This window comes from Cytobacillus oceanisediminis 2691 (assembly GCF_007678455.1).
Classification (GTDB): domain Bacteria; phylum Bacillota; class Bacilli; order Bacillales; family Cytobacillaceae; genus Mesobacillus; species Mesobacillus oceanisediminis_A.
The window spans coordinates 1-19,298 of record NZ_VEEP01000011.1; the positions used below are offsets into that span (position 1 = coordinate 1).

General features: G+C 39.2%; 19 protein-coding genes. 15 read left to right on the plus strand and 4 right to left on the minus strand.

The window, feature by feature from the left end; all coding sequences use genetic code 11:
• Positions 1-117 precede the first annotated feature (117 nt).
• On the minus strand, positions 118-543 hold the full coding sequence (locus FS736_RS19600; protein WP_144480499.1) for a CBS domain-containing protein: 426 nt from the start codon (positions 541-543) through the stop codon (positions 118-120).
• Positions 544-798: 255 nt separating this feature from the next.
• On the opposite strand from FS736_RS19600, the gene ltaE reads away from it, so the two are divergent.
• Entirely contained in the window at positions 799-1,824 is a 1,026-nt protein-coding gene (gene ltaE / locus FS736_RS19605; protein WP_144480501.1) for a low-specificity L-threonine aldolase, read from the plus strand.
• Between the two features lie 36 nt (positions 1,825-1,860).
• On the opposite strand, the gene FS736_RS19610 is transcribed toward ltaE, so the two are convergent.
• Complete coding sequence (locus FS736_RS19610) at positions 1,861-2,643, minus strand: GNAT family N-acetyltransferase (RefSeq protein WP_144480507.1); 783 nt, start codon at positions 2,641-2,643, stop codon at positions 1,861-1,863.
• A 165-nt stretch (positions 2,644-2,808) separates the two neighbouring features.
• Between FS736_RS19610 and FS736_RS19615 the strand changes: the two genes are divergently transcribed.
• From FS736_RS19615 to FS736_RS19655, 10 genes are all read left to right on the plus strand, one after another.
• Complete coding sequence (locus FS736_RS19615) at positions 2,809-3,114, plus strand: antibiotic biosynthesis monooxygenase family protein (protein ID WP_144480509.1); 306 nt, start codon at positions 2,809-2,811, stop codon at positions 3,112-3,114.
• Complete coding sequence (locus tag FS736_RS19620) at positions 3,111-3,464, plus strand: hypothetical protein (RefSeq protein WP_144480511.1); 354 nt, start codon at positions 3,111-3,113, stop codon at positions 3,462-3,464. Before FS736_RS19615 ends, FS736_RS19620 begins: the two co-directional genes overlap by 4 nt.
• 22 nt (positions 3,465-3,486) lie before the next feature.
• Positions 3,487-4,146 carry a cobalamin B12-binding domain-containing protein gene (locus FS736_RS19625; protein WP_144480513.1) on the plus strand — a complete coding sequence of 220 codons (660 nt, stop codon included), beginning with the start codon at positions 3,487-3,489 and terminating at the stop codon, positions 4,144-4,146.
• The gene (locus tag FS736_RS19630) at positions 4,133-4,879 is read left to right on the plus strand and encodes an STAS domain-containing protein (protein ID WP_144480515.1); all 747 of its coding nucleotides are present in this window, start codon (positions 4,133-4,135) and stop codon (positions 4,877-4,879) included. The genes FS736_RS19625 and FS736_RS19630 overlap by 14 nt, the downstream gene beginning before the upstream one ends.
• A 388-nt stretch (positions 4,880-5,267) precedes the next feature.
• Positions 5,268-6,542: a S8 family peptidase gene (locus FS736_RS19635; RefSeq protein WP_144480516.1), complete on the plus strand. Its 1,275-nt coding sequence runs from the start codon at positions 5,268-5,270 to the stop codon at positions 6,540-6,542.
• A 197-nt stretch (positions 6,543-6,739) separates the two neighbouring features.
• Positions 6,740-7,960, plus strand: coding sequence for a tetratricopeptide repeat protein (locus FS736_RS19640; protein WP_144480518.1), 1,221 nt, complete (start codon positions 6,740-6,742; stop codon positions 7,958-7,960).
• Positions 7,961-8,308: 348 nt separating this feature from the next.
• Entirely contained in the window at positions 8,309-8,437 is a 129-nt protein-coding gene (locus tag FS736_RS25255) for a hypothetical protein (protein WP_260983664.1), read from the plus strand.
• A 110-nt stretch (positions 8,438-8,547) separates the two neighbouring features.
• On the plus strand, positions 8,548-10,836 hold the full coding sequence (locus FS736_RS19645) for an ATP-dependent DNA helicase (RefSeq protein WP_144480520.1): 2,289 nt from the start codon (positions 8,548-8,550) through the stop codon (positions 10,834-10,836).
• Positions 10,837-10,997: 161 nt separating this feature from the next.
• Positions 10,998-11,522 (plus strand): sigma-70 family RNA polymerase sigma factor, encoded by a 525-nt coding sequence (locus FS736_RS19650; protein WP_144480522.1) that lies wholly within the window; start codon positions 10,998-11,000, stop codon positions 11,520-11,522.
• Positions 11,512-12,144 (plus strand): hypothetical protein, encoded by a 633-nt coding sequence (locus FS736_RS19655; RefSeq protein WP_144480524.1) that lies wholly within the window; start codon positions 11,512-11,514, stop codon positions 12,142-12,144. The genes FS736_RS19650 and FS736_RS19655 overlap by 11 nt, the downstream gene beginning before the upstream one ends.
• 78 nt (positions 12,145-12,222) lie before the next feature.
• Here FS736_RS19655 and FS736_RS19660 read toward each other — a convergent pair whose 3' ends face one another.
• A complete protein-coding gene (locus FS736_RS19660; protein WP_144480526.1) occupies positions 12,223-12,972 on the minus strand; it encodes a hypothetical protein in 750 nt (249 codons plus the stop codon).
• Between the two features lie 511 nt (positions 12,973-13,483).
• Here FS736_RS19660 and FS736_RS19665 point away from each other — a divergent pair.
• The 3 genes from FS736_RS19665 (at position 13,484) to FS736_RS19675 (ending at position 15,693) form a co-directional block, all read left to right on the plus strand.
• The gene (locus FS736_RS19665; RefSeq protein WP_144480528.1) at positions 13,484-14,242 is read left to right on the plus strand and encodes a MerR family transcriptional regulator; all 759 of its coding nucleotides are present in this window, start codon (positions 13,484-13,486) and stop codon (positions 14,240-14,242) included.
• Between the two features lie 229 nt (positions 14,243-14,471).
• Positions 14,472-14,747 carry a YkvA family protein gene (locus FS736_RS19670; protein WP_144480530.1) on the plus strand — a complete coding sequence of 92 codons (276 nt, stop codon included), beginning with the start codon at positions 14,472-14,474 and terminating at the stop codon, positions 14,745-14,747.
• 115 nt (positions 14,748-14,862) lie between these two features.
• Positions 14,863-15,693 (plus strand): STAS domain-containing protein, encoded by an 831-nt coding sequence (locus FS736_RS19675; protein WP_144480532.1) that lies wholly within the window; start codon positions 14,863-14,865, stop codon positions 15,691-15,693.
• 50 nt (positions 15,694-15,743) lie between these two features.
• Here FS736_RS19675 and FS736_RS19680 read toward each other — a convergent pair whose 3' ends face one another.
• Positions 15,744-17,486, minus strand: coding sequence for an AAA family ATPase (locus tag FS736_RS19680; RefSeq protein ID WP_144480534.1), 1,743 nt, complete (start codon positions 17,484-17,486; stop codon positions 15,744-15,746).
• 325 nt (positions 17,487-17,811) lie between these two features.
• Between FS736_RS19680 and FS736_RS19685 the strand changes: the two genes are divergently transcribed.
• Entirely contained in the window at positions 17,812-19,047 is a 1,236-nt protein-coding gene (locus tag FS736_RS19685) for an MFS transporter (protein WP_144480536.1), read from the plus strand.
• Positions 19,048-19,298: the final 251 nt, after the last annotated feature.

A 19,298-nucleotide genomic window follows, 5' to 3' on the forward strand; every position in this document is an offset into this window, starting at 1 on the left:
TCATTTGAAAAAACCGATGAAATCCAAAAAGGGGTTCGGAATGAGTGCATTCCGAACCCCTTTTGTCTACAAACTGACTCAAAAAACCCCGTTATGTAACGGGGTTTTTTGAGTTTTTTATTTTTCAGGTTCTGAAGGAGTCGAGATATCCTCCAAGGCATTTCCTGCATCATCTTCTAGATTAGCGGTAACTGCAAGGTCTCCTAATGATACAATTCCGATCATTTTTCCATCTTCTACGATTGGCAGTCTGCGTATTTGAACATCTGCCATCAAATCTGCTGCTTCTTCTGCCGACATATGGATAGTGCCTCGGACAGGATCGGTTGTCATTACCTCTGATATCGGGGAATCCAATGAAGTATTTACTGCAACAGCCTTTAAAACTATATCTCTGTCAGTAGCCAGGCCTGCTAATTGCTCGCCCTCACAAATTGGCATGACTCCAACATCCAGTTCTTTCATTTTCGCTGCAACCTGATGAATCGGTGTATCAGGACGGCAATACTCTACATCTCTTGTCATAACTTTTTCTATATTCATAATAATAATCTTCCTCCTTGATGAATGTATAAAGGCTCTATTTAACCTTGTTGCTCTCTAAAATGGATAAGATCCGGTGACGGACAAGAGAAGCCCAAAGTCTGTTAATTAATATGGAAACAATCAATTTAAGAAGATTCAGCCTTTGTTAAGGAATTACCCGAAGGCAGTTGAAAAGAAACTGTTAGTTTTTTGCAGGTTGGGTTGTTAAAATAAATATAATAGTAAACTTTACATAGAAATGAGGGGTAAGGAATGATTGATTTAAGAAGTGATACAGTTACAAAACCGACTGATGAAATGCGCAGAGCAATGTATGCCGCAGAAGTGGGTGATGATGTATATCAGGAAGATCCCACAGTAAATGAATTAGAAGAAATTGCAGCTGAAATACTTGGAAAAGAAAAAGCGCTATATGTTACAAGTGGTACCCAGGGAAATCAAATAGCTGTGCTCTCTCATTGCCGGCCGGGTCAGGAATTGCTGCTTGAAGAAGAATCCCATATTTTTTATTATGAATCAGGTGCAGTAGCTGCACTTGCCGGAGTCCAGACGCGTACAATCGCGGGCAAAAAAGGGGCTATGGATCCAAAAGATGTTCTTAGTGCAATACGTACTGAAGATATCCATTACCCCGAAACAGGATTAATTTGCCTCGAAAATACTCATAACAGGGCAGGCGGAGCAGTAATTCCAGTCGAAAACATGGAAGCTATTTACAACGTAGCAAAAGCGAATAAAGTTCCTGTTCATCTCGATGGCGCGAGATTATTCAATGCTGCGGCAGCAGCTGGAGTCGATGTAAAGGAATTTGCTAAGTACACGGATACTGTTCAAATATGTCTTTCAAAGGGATTAGGAGCCCCAGTGGGTTCTATCATTGCGGGCAGTTCCGATTTTATAAAATCAGCAAGAAAATGGAGAAAACGTTTAGGTGGGGGAATGAGGCAGGCAGGTATCATCGCTGCACCGGGTTTAATCGCTTTGACGAAAATGAAAGATCGTCTTGGAGAAGATCAGTGGAATGCCAGGATTCTTGCAGAGGGAATCGAATCGATTCCAGGAATGAAACTTGCAAGACAGCCGGAAACAAATATTGTAGTTGCTGATGTTACAGATTTAAATATCACCTCTGAAGCATTTGTTGAGAAACTGCGATCAGAAGGAGTGATTTCAGGAACCTTTGGTCCAACATTCGTGCGTTTTGTTACGCATTACGATGTAAATGAGGATCAGATCCAGAAGGCAATTGAAGCAATTGCAAAGGTTGCCAAAAATTAAAGTCAGGGCTGGATGTTCGGCATCCAGCCCTGATTCTTATCTATACATTGTCCACATGCCTATATCTGTAAAGCCCAGCCGCTTATAAATCCTGCCAGCCTCAGGATTATCATAGAATAGGCATAGAAGCTTTCCTTCGTCCATAACATCTTTGAAAAGCTTTTGCATCACAGCTGTTGCAAGCCCTTTTCTCCTATATTCTTTATGTGCACAAACACCAACGATCATCGCTGATTTTGAATTTTCAGCAGCAGTTGCTGCTGAAGCGGCCATTTTTCCATCCATTTCAATATAGTAAGTTCTCCCAGTGCCTGCTTCCAGCGACTGTAAAAAAATCTCACGTGCATTCGGATTAGGAAAAAATTCGTCAATACTGGCTCTTAACTCAATAATACGATCAACATCTTCAGGACCTGCTGTAAAAATATCATGTTCAGTTTCTTCTAAGTAGGAATCCGTAGTGCATTCCGCGAAATAGGTGATCTGCTTTTTACCAAGGTCTAATCCATTTATTCCCTCGAATTTTTCAACTAGTTCACTTTTTCCTGATAAAAAGATTTTTCCTGAGTATTTCTTGATAATTTCTGAGAATTCCTTAACAGGGAGCCTATCATTTTTTGCGTAAGGAATGAAAGAGTTATGGAATCGGAGTAATACCGCTGATAGTTCATCATCCTCGAAGAAGCCCCATAATTCCTGGAAATCAGAATCGTATCCAAATGCTTCAATATCTCCTATGATAAAGAGGTTGAGAGACGCTTCTTCCAGTAAAAAGTTCATTGCTATATCGTTATCTTTTTCATGAAGTTTTCTAATCATGCCAGAATCTCCCTTTAAATAGCTTTTTAGTATGATAATTTATTTGGAGATAAATAACAAGACTTTTTTCAGTTGCACTTTCTGAGAAATGCTTAATTTGATAGGCGGTAAAAGGAAATGTATAATTGGACTATGTTTGCAAAAAAGAACAGGAGGAGATCGAACATGTATATCGTTCATTCAACAGTGGTTATTCCTGAAGATAAAGTTGATGAAGTGATTGGCATCTATCAAAAAAGATCAAGATTGGTAGATGAGTATGAGGGGTTCGTTTCCTTCCAATTGTTACAGAACGAAAATAACCCGACAGAACTGACCGTTCAGATATCATGGGATTCAAAAGAAAATTATATAAAATATATTACAAGTGATGCATACAAGAAAGTACATGAACTAGAGAAAAATTATCCTGACCAGGAACTTGCAGCAATCCGTCCCTCGGTAGGCCGGTATAAGGTGGTAGCAAAATGAATGAGGCTGTCATATCGTCGATCATTGAGGAAGTTACTGAGGGGATATACAATGATTTCCCTTTCCTGCTTGAAAAATACGGGGAGAGGGGACGCCAAAAGTGCAGAGAAGACAATGGACATCACATAAAATATATGCAGACTGCAGCAGATATGGATGATGACAAATATTTTATTGATTATGCACACTGGCTAAATGGAATTTTGACCTCCAGAGGAATGAAGACGGAACATCTGGTTGATAATTTTATGAGATTGAAGAAGGCATTTGAAAAAACAGATGAAGAGCTTAATGTAGTATTTATCAACATGCTTGAAAGTGCGATTAATTCATTAAGGGGTGTGAAATAACACCGGGATGAGGTGAGTGCCAATGGAAAAAGCAATCGAATTAGCCCAGCTTTTGCTCGAGGGCAATCAGGATGATTCATGGGCACTAATTGAACAAGAGTGCAAGGGATCAAAAGAAAGTTTATATATCTTTGAAAAAATAATCACCCCTGCAATGAGACAGATCGGTCATATGTGGGAAACAAACAAAATCACTGTTGCTGATGAGCATTTGGCGACATCAACATGTGTTTTTTTGCTTGCCCGTTACAATTGGGAAAAAAGAAGAACACTGCAAATTTCTCCTAATGGGAGAAGAGCGATGTTTCTTTGCGTTGAAAATGAACAGCACTACCTCGGACTGAAAATGGCCAGCCAGCTATTCAATGAGTATGGTTGGGAAACAAAGTTCCATGGTCCCAATCTTCCGCTAGAGTATGTGGTGAAAGCTGCACAAGAATGGAAAGCAAATGTAATATGCCTCTCTTTTTCAATCCTGTATCATGCTGAGCATCTTAGCCCATATATCCAAGCATTGGAAAAGCTTCCAAACCAGCCGGTTGTAATCGTTGGGGGCAGGCTGCTGGATCAATATGAATTTCATCGCTACGGATCAGACCGTACTATTTTCCATAAAAATATGGATGATGTGAAAAATTGGCTTGGCCATCAGCATGGAGTGAAAATGAATGTCGGATCTTAAACATTTGCCATTACCATATTTTTTAATTGATATCGAATACAATATTCTTGCCTATTCTGCTGCAAGTGAAGATGTTTTTTCTGTTGGGAAAAAATTTCTGGAGCTAGTGGATTGGGAAAGCCATAAAAAGATTAAGACCCTTTTTGAACACAAAGAAAGCAAGGCAGAAGGCGAACTGATCATGAAAACAAAATTTTCCCCTTATGCCTTGTTTGACATTAGTGTAAATTGGCATGAAGATAGAGGACATGTCATTTGTATAGAAAAAAATCATCGATTATCTGAATTGGAAAATATTGTTGAAAAACATAGGGTTAGACTGGCAGAAACAGATTTGGAGCTGCTTGAAAAAAAAGAGCAGGTAGAAAAATCACTTCTTGAAATTAAAAGCCTTTCTTGTCCATTTATAAAATTAACGAAGACCTCAGCATTGGTTCCTTTATTTGGAAATTTAGATGAAAAATTGATTGGGCAAAACGAAGATAGAGTACTGAATCAATCACAGGAAGGTGGATATCAAGAGATCCTGTTTGATTTAAATGGGGTAGGAGAGCTGACCATTGAGGGAGTAGAAGCATTCATCTCCTTAGTTAAGGAGCTGCAAGTTATGGGTTTGCAACCGTCTATAATCGGTGTTAAACCCCACCATGCCTTTTTCCTGAACCATTCAACGGCCGTGCCAGATGTTCCGTATCTGAATAGTCTCAGCAAGGCCTTTAAAATATCGCATTAAAGATGAACACTTCGATGGAAATCGAGGTGTTTTTTCTTGCTCTTTTTTTACTGGACGAAAGGATAGGCAAGCGTTTTCCCAATAAGTTAAGCTTCGTTTTTTACCATTTTTTTGATTTTGTTTTTCAACTCTATTTTGACATTTTCACATTATATATATTGAAAAGGACAAGTTCAAGTTGAGGATTACTTAGTGGGAAAAATGGAAGATGAATTGGTAAATAACACCGGAAAGTTATGGTAAAAATGCATTGTTTTATCCTTCTTCCTTCTCGTTTTTCCCAATCATTTATGCCTATTTATTCGTTGATAAACACAGAAAATTTGCAATATACTTAATCCTGCAGCCGACAAGCTGCAAATTTCTTAAAGGTGAGAGGAGCAAAAGGATGAAGAAGAAAAGAGTTTTCGGATCCGCTGTACTTAGTTTGGCAATGGGTGTTTCCATGTTCGCGACTGGCGCTTTTGGTGCCGGTGCACAGGAAAGCCAGGATACTTATCGTGTGTTAATTCAGGGTCCGAGTGCAGAAAAAGCTAAAGTTAAAGAACAATATGGGAAACGCTGGGATTTTGGAGGCCAAGGTTTTACAACTGAAGTGAACAGCAAGCAATATCAAGCATTGTTGAAAAACAAGAATATTGAAGTGTCCCAGGTTGGCACGCATACAATCGATGCCCGAGTAGAAGCAAATGGAAAAGGCAAAGGTGACTATTCGACCATGGCATCTTATCCGTCAGACCAGACACCATGGGGCATTCAAGCAATTTATAACGATAACTACATCCAAGCGACAAGCGGTGGGGATGGAATCAAGGTAGCTGTCCTAGACACAGGCATTAACCGAAACCATATTGATTTGACAGACAATGTTGAACAATGTAAGGATTTCACCCAAACTTCTTCATCGATGGTTAATGGGACTTGTACTGACCGCCAGGGCCATGGTACACATGTTGCCGGAACTGCTGTAGCAAATGGCGGTTATGATGGAGCAGGTATCTATGGAGTTGCTCCTCAAGCAGAACTCTGGGGCTATAAAGTCCTCGGGGACAATGGATCCGGATATTCTGATGATATTGCTGGTGCCATCCGCCATGCTGCCGATGAAGGTGTCCGTACAGGATCAAAGGTCGTCATCTCGATGTCACTTGGTTCAAGCGGCAAGGATTCAATGATTGCAAGTGCTGTTGACTATGCATACAGCAAAGGTGCATTAGTGGTAGCAGCAGCAGGGAACAGTGGTCCGAGTGCCAATACGATTGGTTATCCAGGCGCATTAACAAATGCAATCGCTGTAGCATCACTGGATAATACATTTGTCAATGGAACACACAAAGTATCTGATTTCTCTTCTCGTGGCAACCCAAATACTGACGGCGACTACTACATCCAGGAAAAGGACGTTGAAGTATCAGCACCTGGCGGCGGAATCTATTCAACAGCTGTAGATGGAAACTATACAACAATGAGCGGCACATCTATGGCAACGCCACACATTTCAGGCCTTGCAGCTAAACTGTGGTCTTCGAATAAATCATGGAGCAACTCTCAGCTCCGTACAGAAATTCAAAGACGCGCGAAGCTTTATGACATCAAAGGCGGAACTGGAGCTGGAACTGGTGATGATTACGCATCAGGATTCGGTTTCCCTCGCGTAAAATAATTACCTAAAAAAATATAATGCACAAACTTGCAGGCCATCCGGATTAAATGATTGATTCGGGTGGCTTTATTATCTTATTTGAGGTAATATATGAAGAAACAATTTCTAATATATAGAATTTTATAAAAATAGTACTTTTGGACTGTTTAAATTGTTGGAAAAGATGGTAGATTAATAAGAAAACAGAAGGTGAACGTATGCAGTTTGGACCATTAATTAAATTTTACAGAATCCAGCAAGGTTTAACACAAAAGGAACTGGCAAATGGCATATGTTCAGTTCCCCACTTAAGCAAGATTGAAAGCAACTCTAAAGAAGCAAATGAAGAAACAATGGGCCTCCTGCTCGAAAGACTGGGAGTCAACCTTGCATCCATCACTGAAAATGAGGAACAGATTAAGCAGCTAATTAAAGAACTTAATGAAAAGATTGATTTTATTCAAGACGAAGAAGCAGATACAACAATGGAAATGCTAAAGGAATTTGAAGGAATTATTCCATTCACTACAAATCTACATACATATGAACTTACTAAATTCAGGTATTTAATCTTTAAACACAGATTTTCCGAGGCCCAAGAACAATACGAATTATTAAAGAAACAAAAGAAAATATTTTCCCAACCTCAAATGGCTTTATTTTCCTATCTGCATGCTGTAATGTTATTAAAAAAGAGAATTTATAAGAAAGCAGATCAGATCTTAGACACCATTGGCAGAGGATCTAAGTTCGACATACCCGATGGAGAAATACTTTATCATCGGGCTTTGGCTAAAACTTCTCCAGAAGATTTAGGATATGCCATTTACTATGGAAAGATGGCACTGCAAGAATTTATGGAACAACACAATTTTAAAAGAATTCTACATGTGTTGATGTTGCTTGGGATCAACTATACTAATTCCAAGATCTATGAAGAAGCCCAGGATTGCTATAAAAATCTCATCAGAAACGCAGAGATTTTACAGGAAAAAAATTTATTACCTGAAATATATCATAATATGGGTTACCTTCAAAAAAAGCTTAAGAACTATCGAGAGGCCATTTTCTTTTTTGAAAAAAGCCTATCTTTACAAACAAAAGGAACACAACACTATCTCATTACTCTTTATTCCATTGGAGAAATCCAATATGAGTTGCAAAATGAAGAAAAAGCAAGGGAAGCCTTTGAGGAAGTATACCAATTATCTAAGGATTCTGAAAACCGCAAGTATAGAATGTTAGCTAATTATTATTTAATGACTTTGGACTCTCCAGAAAAATCGCTAGATTACTCAGAAACTAAAGTAATACCATTTCTTGAAGAAAGCGATGGTAAAAGTGAAGAATTAATTTGGTTTTACAAAATGCTATCAAATCACTATCGGGAGATGGGAAGGTTTGATCAAGCAGTAAAATATATAGAAAAAATCAATTAAGGAGGAAATCCGTATGAAAAAGATGTTAACAGCCTTAATGACAGGTGCCATGGCTCTGGGTGTATTAGCAGCAAGCATGCCGCCAATTTTACCTCCAGCATGATTAACTACCAAAAAGGCCTTCTAATTAGGCCTTTTTGTTTTTTAAAAGGCATACTTCCATTTAAACTGATGCTTGTGTCTTCGAGTTTCATTTCTAAAAAGTTCTTAAATAATTGATTACTAATTAACAACTTGGGAAAATTTTCACTGCGTTAAATGACCCCCAGAACCCTCATATAATATACGAACTATTTTCACGAAGCCCGCATGGACAATGGATGGCTAAAATGAATGAGGAGGTTCGGTATGGGAAGAATTAGCATGGATATTGACGAGCTGTTGGAAGATACAATGGAAATTGCTGAAGATGATTTAAGTTTTTCGCTGAACCCAATTGAGATTGACAGTTTGCTTGAAAATACACGCCATTGGTAAAAAGATATCAATCCGTTCCAGGTTTCCTGGGACGGTTTTTTATTTTATTGAATAAAAGAGAACGTATGTACTATAATGGGAGAAGGAAGTCAAACAGGGAGGTGAGCAGGATGGAGCATGTAATAAAAATCCCGGTGAGGATGCTGGCTGAATATGTATTTAAAACAGGAAGCATTGAATCGGGTTTTAAAACGGCCTCATCATTCTCTGAAGGCTCAAGAATCCATCGGGAAGTCCAGAATACTTATCAAGAGATGGATCAGAGTGAAGTCTTTTTAAAAACAGAAATTGAATTTGATAACCTTTTATTTATTATCGAAGGACGCTGTGATGGTTTGCTTTTTTCAGGGGAGAAAACAACGATTGATGAAATTAAATCGACTTCTTTGCCTTTGGAAAGTATCGAAGAGAACTCAAACCCTGCTCATTGGGCCCAAGCAGAATGCTATGGTTATATGTTTTTAAAGGAACATCAAAATGAAGAGATTGATATCCAGCTGACTTATGTTCATAAAACTTCTGGTGATAAGAAGTTTTTTAAAAGATCATTTACCAAAGAGGAGTTGGAAAACTCCGTTAAAGGAATGGTCGCAGATTTTGCACCATATGCCCGGTTGCAGGCGGAACATGGTTTGAAAAGGGATCAAAGCATTAAAAAGTTGAAGTTTCCTTTTCCTCGATACCGACATGGCCAGCGACAGCTTGCAGGGGCTGTCTATAAGACAATCGAGGAAGGAAGGACGTTATTTGCAAATGCACCAACTGGGATAGGCAAAACCATTTCAACTGTATTTCCTTCAGTTAAGGCAATTGGGGAGGAACAGATTAAGAAGTTATTTTATTTAACTGCCAAGACGACAACAAGACAGACCGCAGAGGAAGCGTTCAGTCTTATGATAAAAAAAGGCTTGGAGATTAGGACTGTTACAATAACCGCAAAGGATAAGGTATGTTTTACAGGTGAGGGAAAGTGCAGCAAGGAACATTGTGAATTTGCAGATGGATATTATGACAGGATTAACGGTGCGGTACTGGATATCCTCAGAAATGAAGCTATCCTGGATAGATGCTGTATTGAAAAGTATGCAAAAAAACATAGAGTCTGTCCCTTTGAGTTTTCATTGGATTTAGCATACGCAGCAGATGCGGTCATATGCGATTACAATTATATATTTGATCCAAAAGTCTCTTTGAAAAGGCTATTCGACGAACAAAAAAAGAAAACAGTCCTTCTTGTCGATGAGGCACATAATCTCGTTGACAGAGGAAGGGATATGTTCACAGCTGCTCTGGAGAAATCACCATTCCTTCAGTTGAAAAGGGAGTTTAAAGAAAAGAATCATTCATTAGGCCATATATCCAAACGTCTAAATGACTATTTTATCCAATTAAGAAAGCAGGCTGGATTCTCAAAAACAATTGAGTGCGTGGAGCCACTAGAGGAACTGAATCAGTTAATAGCAGAGTTTATGGAACATGCGGAAAAAGAACTCCTTAGAGGGAGTGCAGGAGAATCAGACTTGCTGCTTGAAACTTTTTTCGTTGCGCAAAATTGGCAAAGAATCAGCAGTTTATATGATGAACGCTTCATTGTATATGCTCTAATCGAAAAAAATGATGTGCGTATTAAACAATTTTGTCTGGATCCTTCTCATTTAATCAAACAGGCAGGAAAAAGCTTTAAGTCCCGAATCTTTTTTTCAGCTACTCTTAATCCTATGGGCTATTACAGAGATATGCTTGGCGGTGATAGCGAGGATTATGTCTCTTTGATTCCTTCTCCTTTTTCTAGTGAACAGACAGATGTGAAGATTCAATCCTTATCAACAAGGTACAAAGACCGGACAAGGTCAATTAAACCAATAGTCAAAACAATGTCTGATTTAGTTCACAATTATCCAGGTAATTATCTGTTTTTCTTTCCATCCTACCAATATCTTAATATGGTACTGGAGGAGTGGAGCATTTCCAATGAGGATATCTGTACGATTGTCCAGGGTACAGGGATGAACGAAGAAGAACGTGCCGCATTTCTGGAATCCTTCACAGCTGATAATCAAGGATCACTCGTTGGTTTTGCTGTTCTTGGAGGTGTATTTTCTGAAGGAATCGATTTAAAGGGGGACAGGCTTAACGGGGTTGTGGTTGTAGGTGTGGGTCTCCCTCAGATTGGGTTCGAAAGGGACTTGATTAGTAAGCATTTTGCTGCTATAGGTAAGAATGGTTATGATTATGCATACGTCTTTCCTGGAATGAATAAAGTACTGCAGGCCGGAGGAAGACTTATTCGGTCAGAAGATGACACAGGCAGAATTGTGTTGATTGACGACCGTTACCTGCACAATAAATATCAGGCACTTCTGCCCGATGCTTGGAAAAAATTCACGCTTCTGTATTGATGAACATCCTTTCTATAAAGGGTGTTTTTTCTTTTGCAAGACGTTTGGATTTACAGCTTGGTTTGATAGCCTAGACATTTGAATTTTTTTACAGGATATTAAAGCCAAACTGGCGAATCTAACGTCTAATGGATAACAAGGAGTACAAGGGAGTGCATCTAATGCTGAAATTAATAAAAAAAGCACAAAAAGGCAATGATAAGGCATTTTTGGAGCTGTTCCAGCTATATGAACAGGATTTATACAGAATGGCGTTTATCTATGTAAAAAACCAGAATGACGCAATGGATGTTGTCCAGGAAACTGCTTACAGATCATTCAAGTCCATCAAAGATCTTAAAGAACCCAAATATTTTAAAACCTGGCTGATGAGGATTGCCATCAGCTGTTCCATTGACCTATTGAGAATAAGAAAGAACATTGTACCTTTAAAACCAGAATTTGCGGAATATACAAAAGAAGCTGTTCAAGAAGATGATATCTTAGGAATCGATTTGAAGGATTTAATTGAAAAACTTCAGGAAGAAGAAAAAAGTGTCATTCTCCTGAAATTCTATCAGCAAATGACATTCAAGGAAATCGCCGATATTCTCCAGCTTCCGCTTGGCACAGTAAAGACAATTCTTTATCGCAGTCTTGGAAAACTTCGAAAGACATTAAAGGAGGATGAAGCTAATGAACAATAACATTCAATCAGAAATTAATAAAATCGAGATACCAGAGGGTTTAAGCAGAAGAACTGAACTGGGAGTCCAAAAGGCCAAGACAGAAATGAGCAGCAAAACAAAAAAACGGAAGTTGCTGGCAGCCCCTGCAATCGCAGCAGCCATCGCACTTTCAGTTGCCGGATCAGTCCTATTTTTAGAGAATACTCCGGGAAATCCGGAAGTACAGAACATCCCGGCGAGCTATGCATTTGATGTAACGGACCAAAAACAACTCGTTGGATGGGCGGATAATGTTTTTATTGGGAAGGTACAAGAGACGAAGGGAACAAGTAATGAAGATGGGATACTTGAAACTCAATATGAAGTTGAGGTTGCCGAAAATATCAAAGGCCAATTGAATGGCCGGATAACTGTGAACCAACAGGGGGGATACGAAGGAAACAAACTGGTCCTGGTTGAAAATGATCAACTTCTGAAAGAAGGTGAGAGCTATTTATTCGTGTCACGTCAAAACAAAAAACACGGATGGCACACTATTGTCCCAGCTTATGGGGATATTTTAATAGAGAATGAAAAGCAAAAGGAGGAATTGATCAGCATCTATAAAGCCGCCTATGACGATGAGGTTCCGTTTGAATAATGTGATTGGTTAAAATCAAATTTGTGGTTTGAGGCTATGGTTCATGGCCTCTTTTTTTCAATTTTAATTCCCTATAAGCTAGTTGTCTTTAATATTGGCCTGGAAAAAGGACTTAATGGTATTTTTCATTTTCTCTTTGTTAGTGGTAAATTGCTGCAGGCGGTGACCGTTTGCACCTGACGGGTGAGGGAATCCAAAGAGAATATTTCTTTCTTCCAGAAGGCCTTCACTGGCATACACCCTCATGATTTCTTCGACACTCTTTCCGAGCGGGATCACAAGCGTATTCCGAAGCATGGCAGCCTGTGGTTCAAAATATCCCTTTAAGAAACCCAAAAGCATATTGTTCTTTAGAATACTAGGTTTATGTCCAGTGTAATTCTTCCCATCATTAAAAACCGCATATGGAATGAGAGATGTTGTATGGAGAAGGTTGTCATTTTCATCAAATAGTTGCGCGCAGGATTCCAATGAAAGCCATTTTTGTAAGCCAAGTTCATCAAGCATTTCAATGATATGATTACGAAGTATTCCGGAAAATCTCGCTTCACGCTTGCATAAATAAGGAATCAGGGAAACTGGATAGTTTACTTCAATCAGGGAGCGGGCAACAGCGATTGATTTGCTCATTTGCTGGAAACCCGGTGTTATTCCTACGATAAATACTTTCGCATCTGGATTTACATACTCGTTATGCGTACAATAATAGACCGCAAGGCGCCCTTCATTAGCTAATAAAAAGTCCTGAGTCAAAAGTTCCTCCCGTGAATAACTGTCTTTTAAAGGGAGATCAGCAATCTTTTCTATATATTCAACCAGTCTAGGCATGAATGATCCCCCTTGGATTTAATAACTGTATTATGATCGTATCTGTTTAAAAATATCAATTAATTGAACTAGCTGGCAAAGGAGATTTAAGGGTGGGTAGTGTAAGAAACGGTCTTTATTAGACATTTCAGCAGAGTGAGCAGGGCAAAATGTCCGATAACCCCTATTTAATAGACATTTCAGCAGCGGGAGCAGGGGAAAGTGTCCAAGAACCCCTATTTAATAGACATTTCAGCAGTGTGAGCAGGGCAAAATGTCCAAGAACCCCTATTTAATAGACATTTCAGAAGCCGGAGCGGGGCAAAATGTCCAAGAATCCCCATTTAATAGACATTTCAAGAAAGGGAGCATGCCAAAATGTCCATGAAAAGGAGAATTCACGAAAATCGATATAGCTTTAATGTCAAATAGATTATAAAAGTATTATGTAAACTTTAAAAATAAATTCAGAACCCTGTTGACCCTGACGCAAGGTGATAGTTTACGCTATAGGTGTGGAGGTGATCAAGATATGTTCAAGGTGAAAGAAGTTGCCAACCTGACAGGAGTGAGTATTAGAACTCTGCATCATTACGACAGGATTGGTTTGCTGCAGCCAGAGGCTGTGACTGATGCTGGATATCGGCTTTATTCAGAAAGAGACCTAGAACGCCTGCAGCAAATATTGTTTTTTAAAGAAATGGATTTCACCCTGCAAGAAATTAAGGATATTTTGGACCGGCCCGATTTCAACAGGAAAGAATCCTTGAAGAATCATAAAGCTTTGCTTTTAAAGAAAAAGAAGCGGCTAGATGAGATCATCAGGACAGTGGAAAAGACGATTAATTCAATTGAAGGGGGATATCAAATGAAGGAGAAAGATATGTTCGAAGGATTCGGTATGAAAGAAATTGAAGAACATCAGAAGAAATATAGTGAGGAAGCAAAGGCGAGATACGGAAAAGAGACAGTTGAAAAGGTAGAAAAGAGGACTGCGAATTATACTCCTGATGACTGGGGAAATATTCAGGCGAAAACAGAAGAGATATACCAGAGGCTGATTTCCGGTATGGCTGATGGCCCGAATGATCCGGCTGTTCAGGAAGCAGTTGCGGATTGGAGACAGTTCATCACAGATCACTATTATGATTGTACCATTGATATTTTTCGAGGGCTGGGGGATCTATATGTCGATGATCCACGCTTCACAAAGAATATCGATAAATATCAGCCCGGCTTGGCTGCATTCTTCAAAAGAGCGATCCATCCTTATTGCGATGAACAAGAATAGTAAAGAAACTGGGCGGCCATTGAAATGGCTGCTTTTTTTAAAATCGGCAGTCCTTGGGCAAACGTTATTTTTCTTTTTTGGATGAACACTGTGATATTTACGAAAATAGACTTTGATAAAATGAAACGAATCCACCTGCTGATCGTAAATAATTATATCTCAAGGAGGTTTTAAAACTGACAAGTGGTGAAAGAAGGATATAATAGTCTCTATAAAAGAGGTGGATGAAATGAAGAAGTTTTTTAAAAGAATTCGGTTGGTTTTTAAAGTGAAAAAGTTCTTTCCCTTTCTTATAGAATTTTTTACTTCCGGAATTGTTCCGGTCAGGCAAAAAATAATTTCAGCGAGCTTGATCATTGGTTATTTTTTGCTTCCATTTGATATTATTCCGGACTTTTTTACACTAATTGGAATCGTTGATGATGTTGGTGTGCTGTTAATTGTATTTCAACAAATTATTAAAATGGCACCTAAAGAATTAAGGGAAAAGCACAACTTGGAATAAAGCACCGGCGTTAAAATTTTTTAATAGGAGAATGTTTGTTATAATCCTTTTAGGCTGAGTAAAGGCTTACGAATATTTTGATCATCTGTTTGCTTCCAGACGAGGGGGGATTTCTTTGCATAGAAATCAGGAGTTATACAATTTTTTAAGGGAAAATAGTCGGAATTTAACGGAGGAATGGCATCAAAATATCGATAAAGAAAATACCGCAGGTGTATACGCCTCTAGTGATCCAGATGTCGTTTCTGCGCTGAAAGAACAAAATCATGAATTTCACCTTCATTTCATTGAATTATTCAAAAAGGCAGAAGGGGAATTCTTTCAGGACTTTAAACCATGGATCGAGAAGATTGCAAGTGATGGCGAGCATGTGAAAACTCCGATTCAGTTTGTGATAAAGGAATTTAAAAATGTAAGAAACCAGTACTTTGATTATATCCGCCGATTTGCAAAGTTACATCCTGAAATAGCAAGAGAAGAGGTCGATTTTTGGTATGATATCATCCTTAAAGAAATGGATGAGGTAATCCTGCGTTTTATAGAAGCTACGTATAAATACTCCCAGGGTGTGTTGAAAGCACAGCAGGAAACAATCAATGAATTAAGCGCCCCTGTCATTTCGCTGACGAACCGTCAAGGGTTGCTGCCGCTTATTGGGGATATTGATACATCAAGGGCTAAAATGATCCTTGAAAATACATTGCATCAGTGCACCCAAAGGGGAATCCAACATTTGTTTGTTGATTTATCAGGGGTTGCAATGATTGATACCATGGTTGCCCATCAGATATTCCAGCTGTTGAATGCCTTGAAACTAATAGGGGTAAATGCAACACTTTCCGGTATGCGCCCTGAGATTGCACAAACAGCTGTGCAGCTGGGAATTTCCTTTAAAGAAATAGACATTAAAACGAATCTTGCCCAGGCTATTGACCAGCGTAAATAAAAAAGGATTTCCGATATCTTATTCGGAAATCCTTTTTTTATAGAAATCTTTTATACCATTACATATCGATCTTCACGAAAACCAGATTTATCCTGGACAATTTCATCTACTTCAGAGCCTTCAAGTGTTTCTTTCTTTAATAATGCTTCGACAAGTTGTCCAAACTGATTTTGATGAGACCTGATAATCATTTCGGATTTTTCGAGAGCGTCATCAAAAAGTTCCTGCATTTTTGTTTCTTTTAATCCTTTGCTGAATGTGAGTGAGAAACCTTCCTGCAACAAACCAGTATCGACCATTTGTTCAATGATTTGTTTCGCCTGTTGAACATCTCCGCTTACCCCAATACTGTGCTCCCCTAGGAACATTCTTTCAGCGACACCACCAGCAAGGATCATCGCGATGCGGTCAATCAAATCGCTGTGGGTAGACAATTGCAGCTCTTTTGGAATCGGGGCTACATAACCAAGTGCCTGGCCGCGCGGGATAATGGTCGCTTTCCGGACAGAACCAGGTTTGGTGACAGCAGACACAAGGGCATGTCCAGCTTCATGAATGGCAACCCTGCGCTTAGTGTCGGCATCCTGAAGTGTCCTGGATGTGCTGCCAAGGATTGTACGGTCCAGGGCATAATCAATATCGCTTTTTGAAATGAAATCCTGTCCATTTCTCAATGCACGTCTGCTGGCAGTTTCAAACAATGAGTGGAGCTCTGCACCTGAAAAACCTGAAGTGCTTTCTGCCAGGTCATCCAATGATGAGAAGACATCTGGAGCAAGATTTTTCCCTTTAATATGGATATCAATGATTTCCCTTCTGCCTTTAGTATCCGGAAGAGGCACATTGAAAGAGAAATCAATCCGTCCAGGACGAAGGAATGCATCATCCAGCATGTCCTTTCTATTTGTGGCTGCAATGAACAGAATGCCATCGTTTGAATGTCCGCCATCAAGCTGGACCAGAAGCTCAGTGAGTGTCTTTTCGCCTTCTTCACCGCCATGTGGTTTACGCTTTCCGGCAAGTGCGTCGACTTCATCAATGAAGATGACAGCAGGACCTTGCTTCCGTGCACTCTGGAACAAGCTTCGCACCCTTGAAGCACCAACTCCGATAAACATTTCATTGAAAGCCGATCCGCTGGCTGAGAAAAAGTTTGCATTGAGCTCATGGGCAATTGCCTGGGCAAGAAGAGTCTTGCCGGTACCTGGAGGGCCGTATAAAAGAATTCCCTTAGGAGGTTTAATACCCATCCTTGCTGATTTTTCTGGGTTTTTCAGGATGGAAAGTGTTTGGCTTATTTCTTCTTTCATTTCCTCCTGTAAACCTCCAACATCAGTTAGCGTGATGGAAGGCAAAGGATTAGGCTTGGAAAGGCTGTTTTTCATTCGATTACCGGCACCAATTCCTCCGGTTTTCTTTTGGATTACAAATGCAGCACCCATCAAAAGCAGCAGAACACCGCCAAGAATCCAGGCACCATACTTACTATTATTCATATATTCATAACTGATATTATATTTTTCTACTAATTTATCGACCATATCACTGCCAGGGGGAACTTGGGAAACAAATGTTGAATCATTTGTTTTAAGTATGAGAGTTCCATCCATTTTTTCAATCAGGGTAGCCTCATCGCCGTTAAGACTTTCTACTGACTTGACAAGCGAATTAAATGGAACCGATACTTGGTCATCATTATTTTGAACGACTATTGTCGCTGCTATTGTTACCAATACCATAAACGCCGCAAAAAGCGGAAGGACCTTAGAAACAAATTTCGGATTTGAATTCATGCTTTCAGCTCCTTATCGAATCTATATACCATTATAAGTAATATACCGATGTTATAAATGGGTAAATTGTCGTGGAGGCGGTGGTAAATATATGAAACTTTAAATAAAAGAGTTTAAGAGTGCTAAAAATGCGGGTATAAAGCATGTTTCAAATAATTTTGTTGGGAAAATTTATATGGACAAATTGTGACAAAGATTATATATGGAATAAATTGTAATTTATTTTGATTAGATACTTGAAACTTTTGGAAGTTACCGATAGGATGAAAGAGAAAAAAGCTTGATAAAATTCCGACAACTTTGTCTGTATTCAGGAGGGGTTTGCTTGAAGGGATGGAAAAATCCCATATTATTGATTCTTGGAATTGGGATTTCGAACATTGGCAACTGGATTTATTTTGTGGCAATTAACTTATTGGTATTAAAGATCACAGGCTCAGCTGCAGCTATTGCTGGCTTGTTTATTATCAGGCCCCTGGCGATCCTTTTGACCAATACATGGGCTGGAAGCGTAATCGATCGTGTAAACAAAAGAAAGTTGATGATCTGGATTGATATTATCCGGGGGATATTCATTGTAGCGATTCCTTTTTTTACGTCGCTTTTTCCTATTTATATCATCATGTTTTTGACTAATATTGCTGGCGCTTTTTTTGGCCCTACTTCTGAAACATACATAGCAAAGTTGGTTCCCCCGGAAAAAAGAAAACGGTTTAATTCCATTTTTTCATTCGCGACTTCAGGAGCCATGCTGGTCGGGCCAAGTGTCTCTGGCCTGCTGATCATGTATGGAAGCATAAATACCAGCATTTATATTAATGCAGTTACATTCTTTTTCTGTGCCGCGGCTATATACTTCCTGCCAGACGTCGATAGGGAAGAGGGAAAAGAAAAATACAGAGACAGTATCACTGTGAAAATGATTGCTGCTGATTGGAAGGCAGTGGCCGATTTTGGAAAGACAGCGGTTGGATTTATGGTGGTATTTATGATTTTCCAATTCATTACATTGATATCCTTTGCACTTGATTCACAGGAGGTAACCTTTATCCAGCAAGTCATCGGTTTATCAGAAAAAAATTATGGCTTGCTAGTCAGTCTTACAGGCGCAGGTTATATGGCTGGTTCCTTCGCAGTTTCTGCGTTGGCATCGAGGCTTTCAATTCGTACGCTGCTGGGTTTAGGGTCATTTTTATCGGTGACAGGATACTTTATGTTTTTTCTGGCAACTTCAGATACTGTTCCTATGGCTGTAATAGGCTTCATTATAATCGGATTCTTCTCTCCATTTTCATTTACAGGATACACGACCTTTTTTCAGAACAATGTCCCTCTGGATTTAATGGGAAGGTTTAGCAGCGCATTTGCATTTTTTCAGGCGATACTCCAAATCCTGTTGACACTCTTGTTGGGATACCTGGCTGAAACCTTAAAGCTGCAAACGGCTACCATCGGATTTGCGTCATTTGGGCTGCTCTTGGCAATAACGTTGACAGCAATGGTTTTCCTCCAATCCAAAAAGAATCTTTTTGTCCTGGAATCCGAGAGGAATTTGAATTGAAAGAGATTTGAAAGGCTGTAATGGCAATTTAATTGCCATTACAGCCTTTTTTCTTTATTCATAGATATTTGTTGGGCCATACATAAAAAATGAGAGAAAGTTCAAAAATACCTTTAATAAACGCGTTCTTCAATTGTGTTTCTGGAAAATGCACCTTTAGCAAATGCCTTGAGAAAGCACCCTTTTTTGAATCTGTTTTCGCTTTGATTGTTGCTTTTCAAATTTATACACTTTTCCTCTGTTAATAGGGT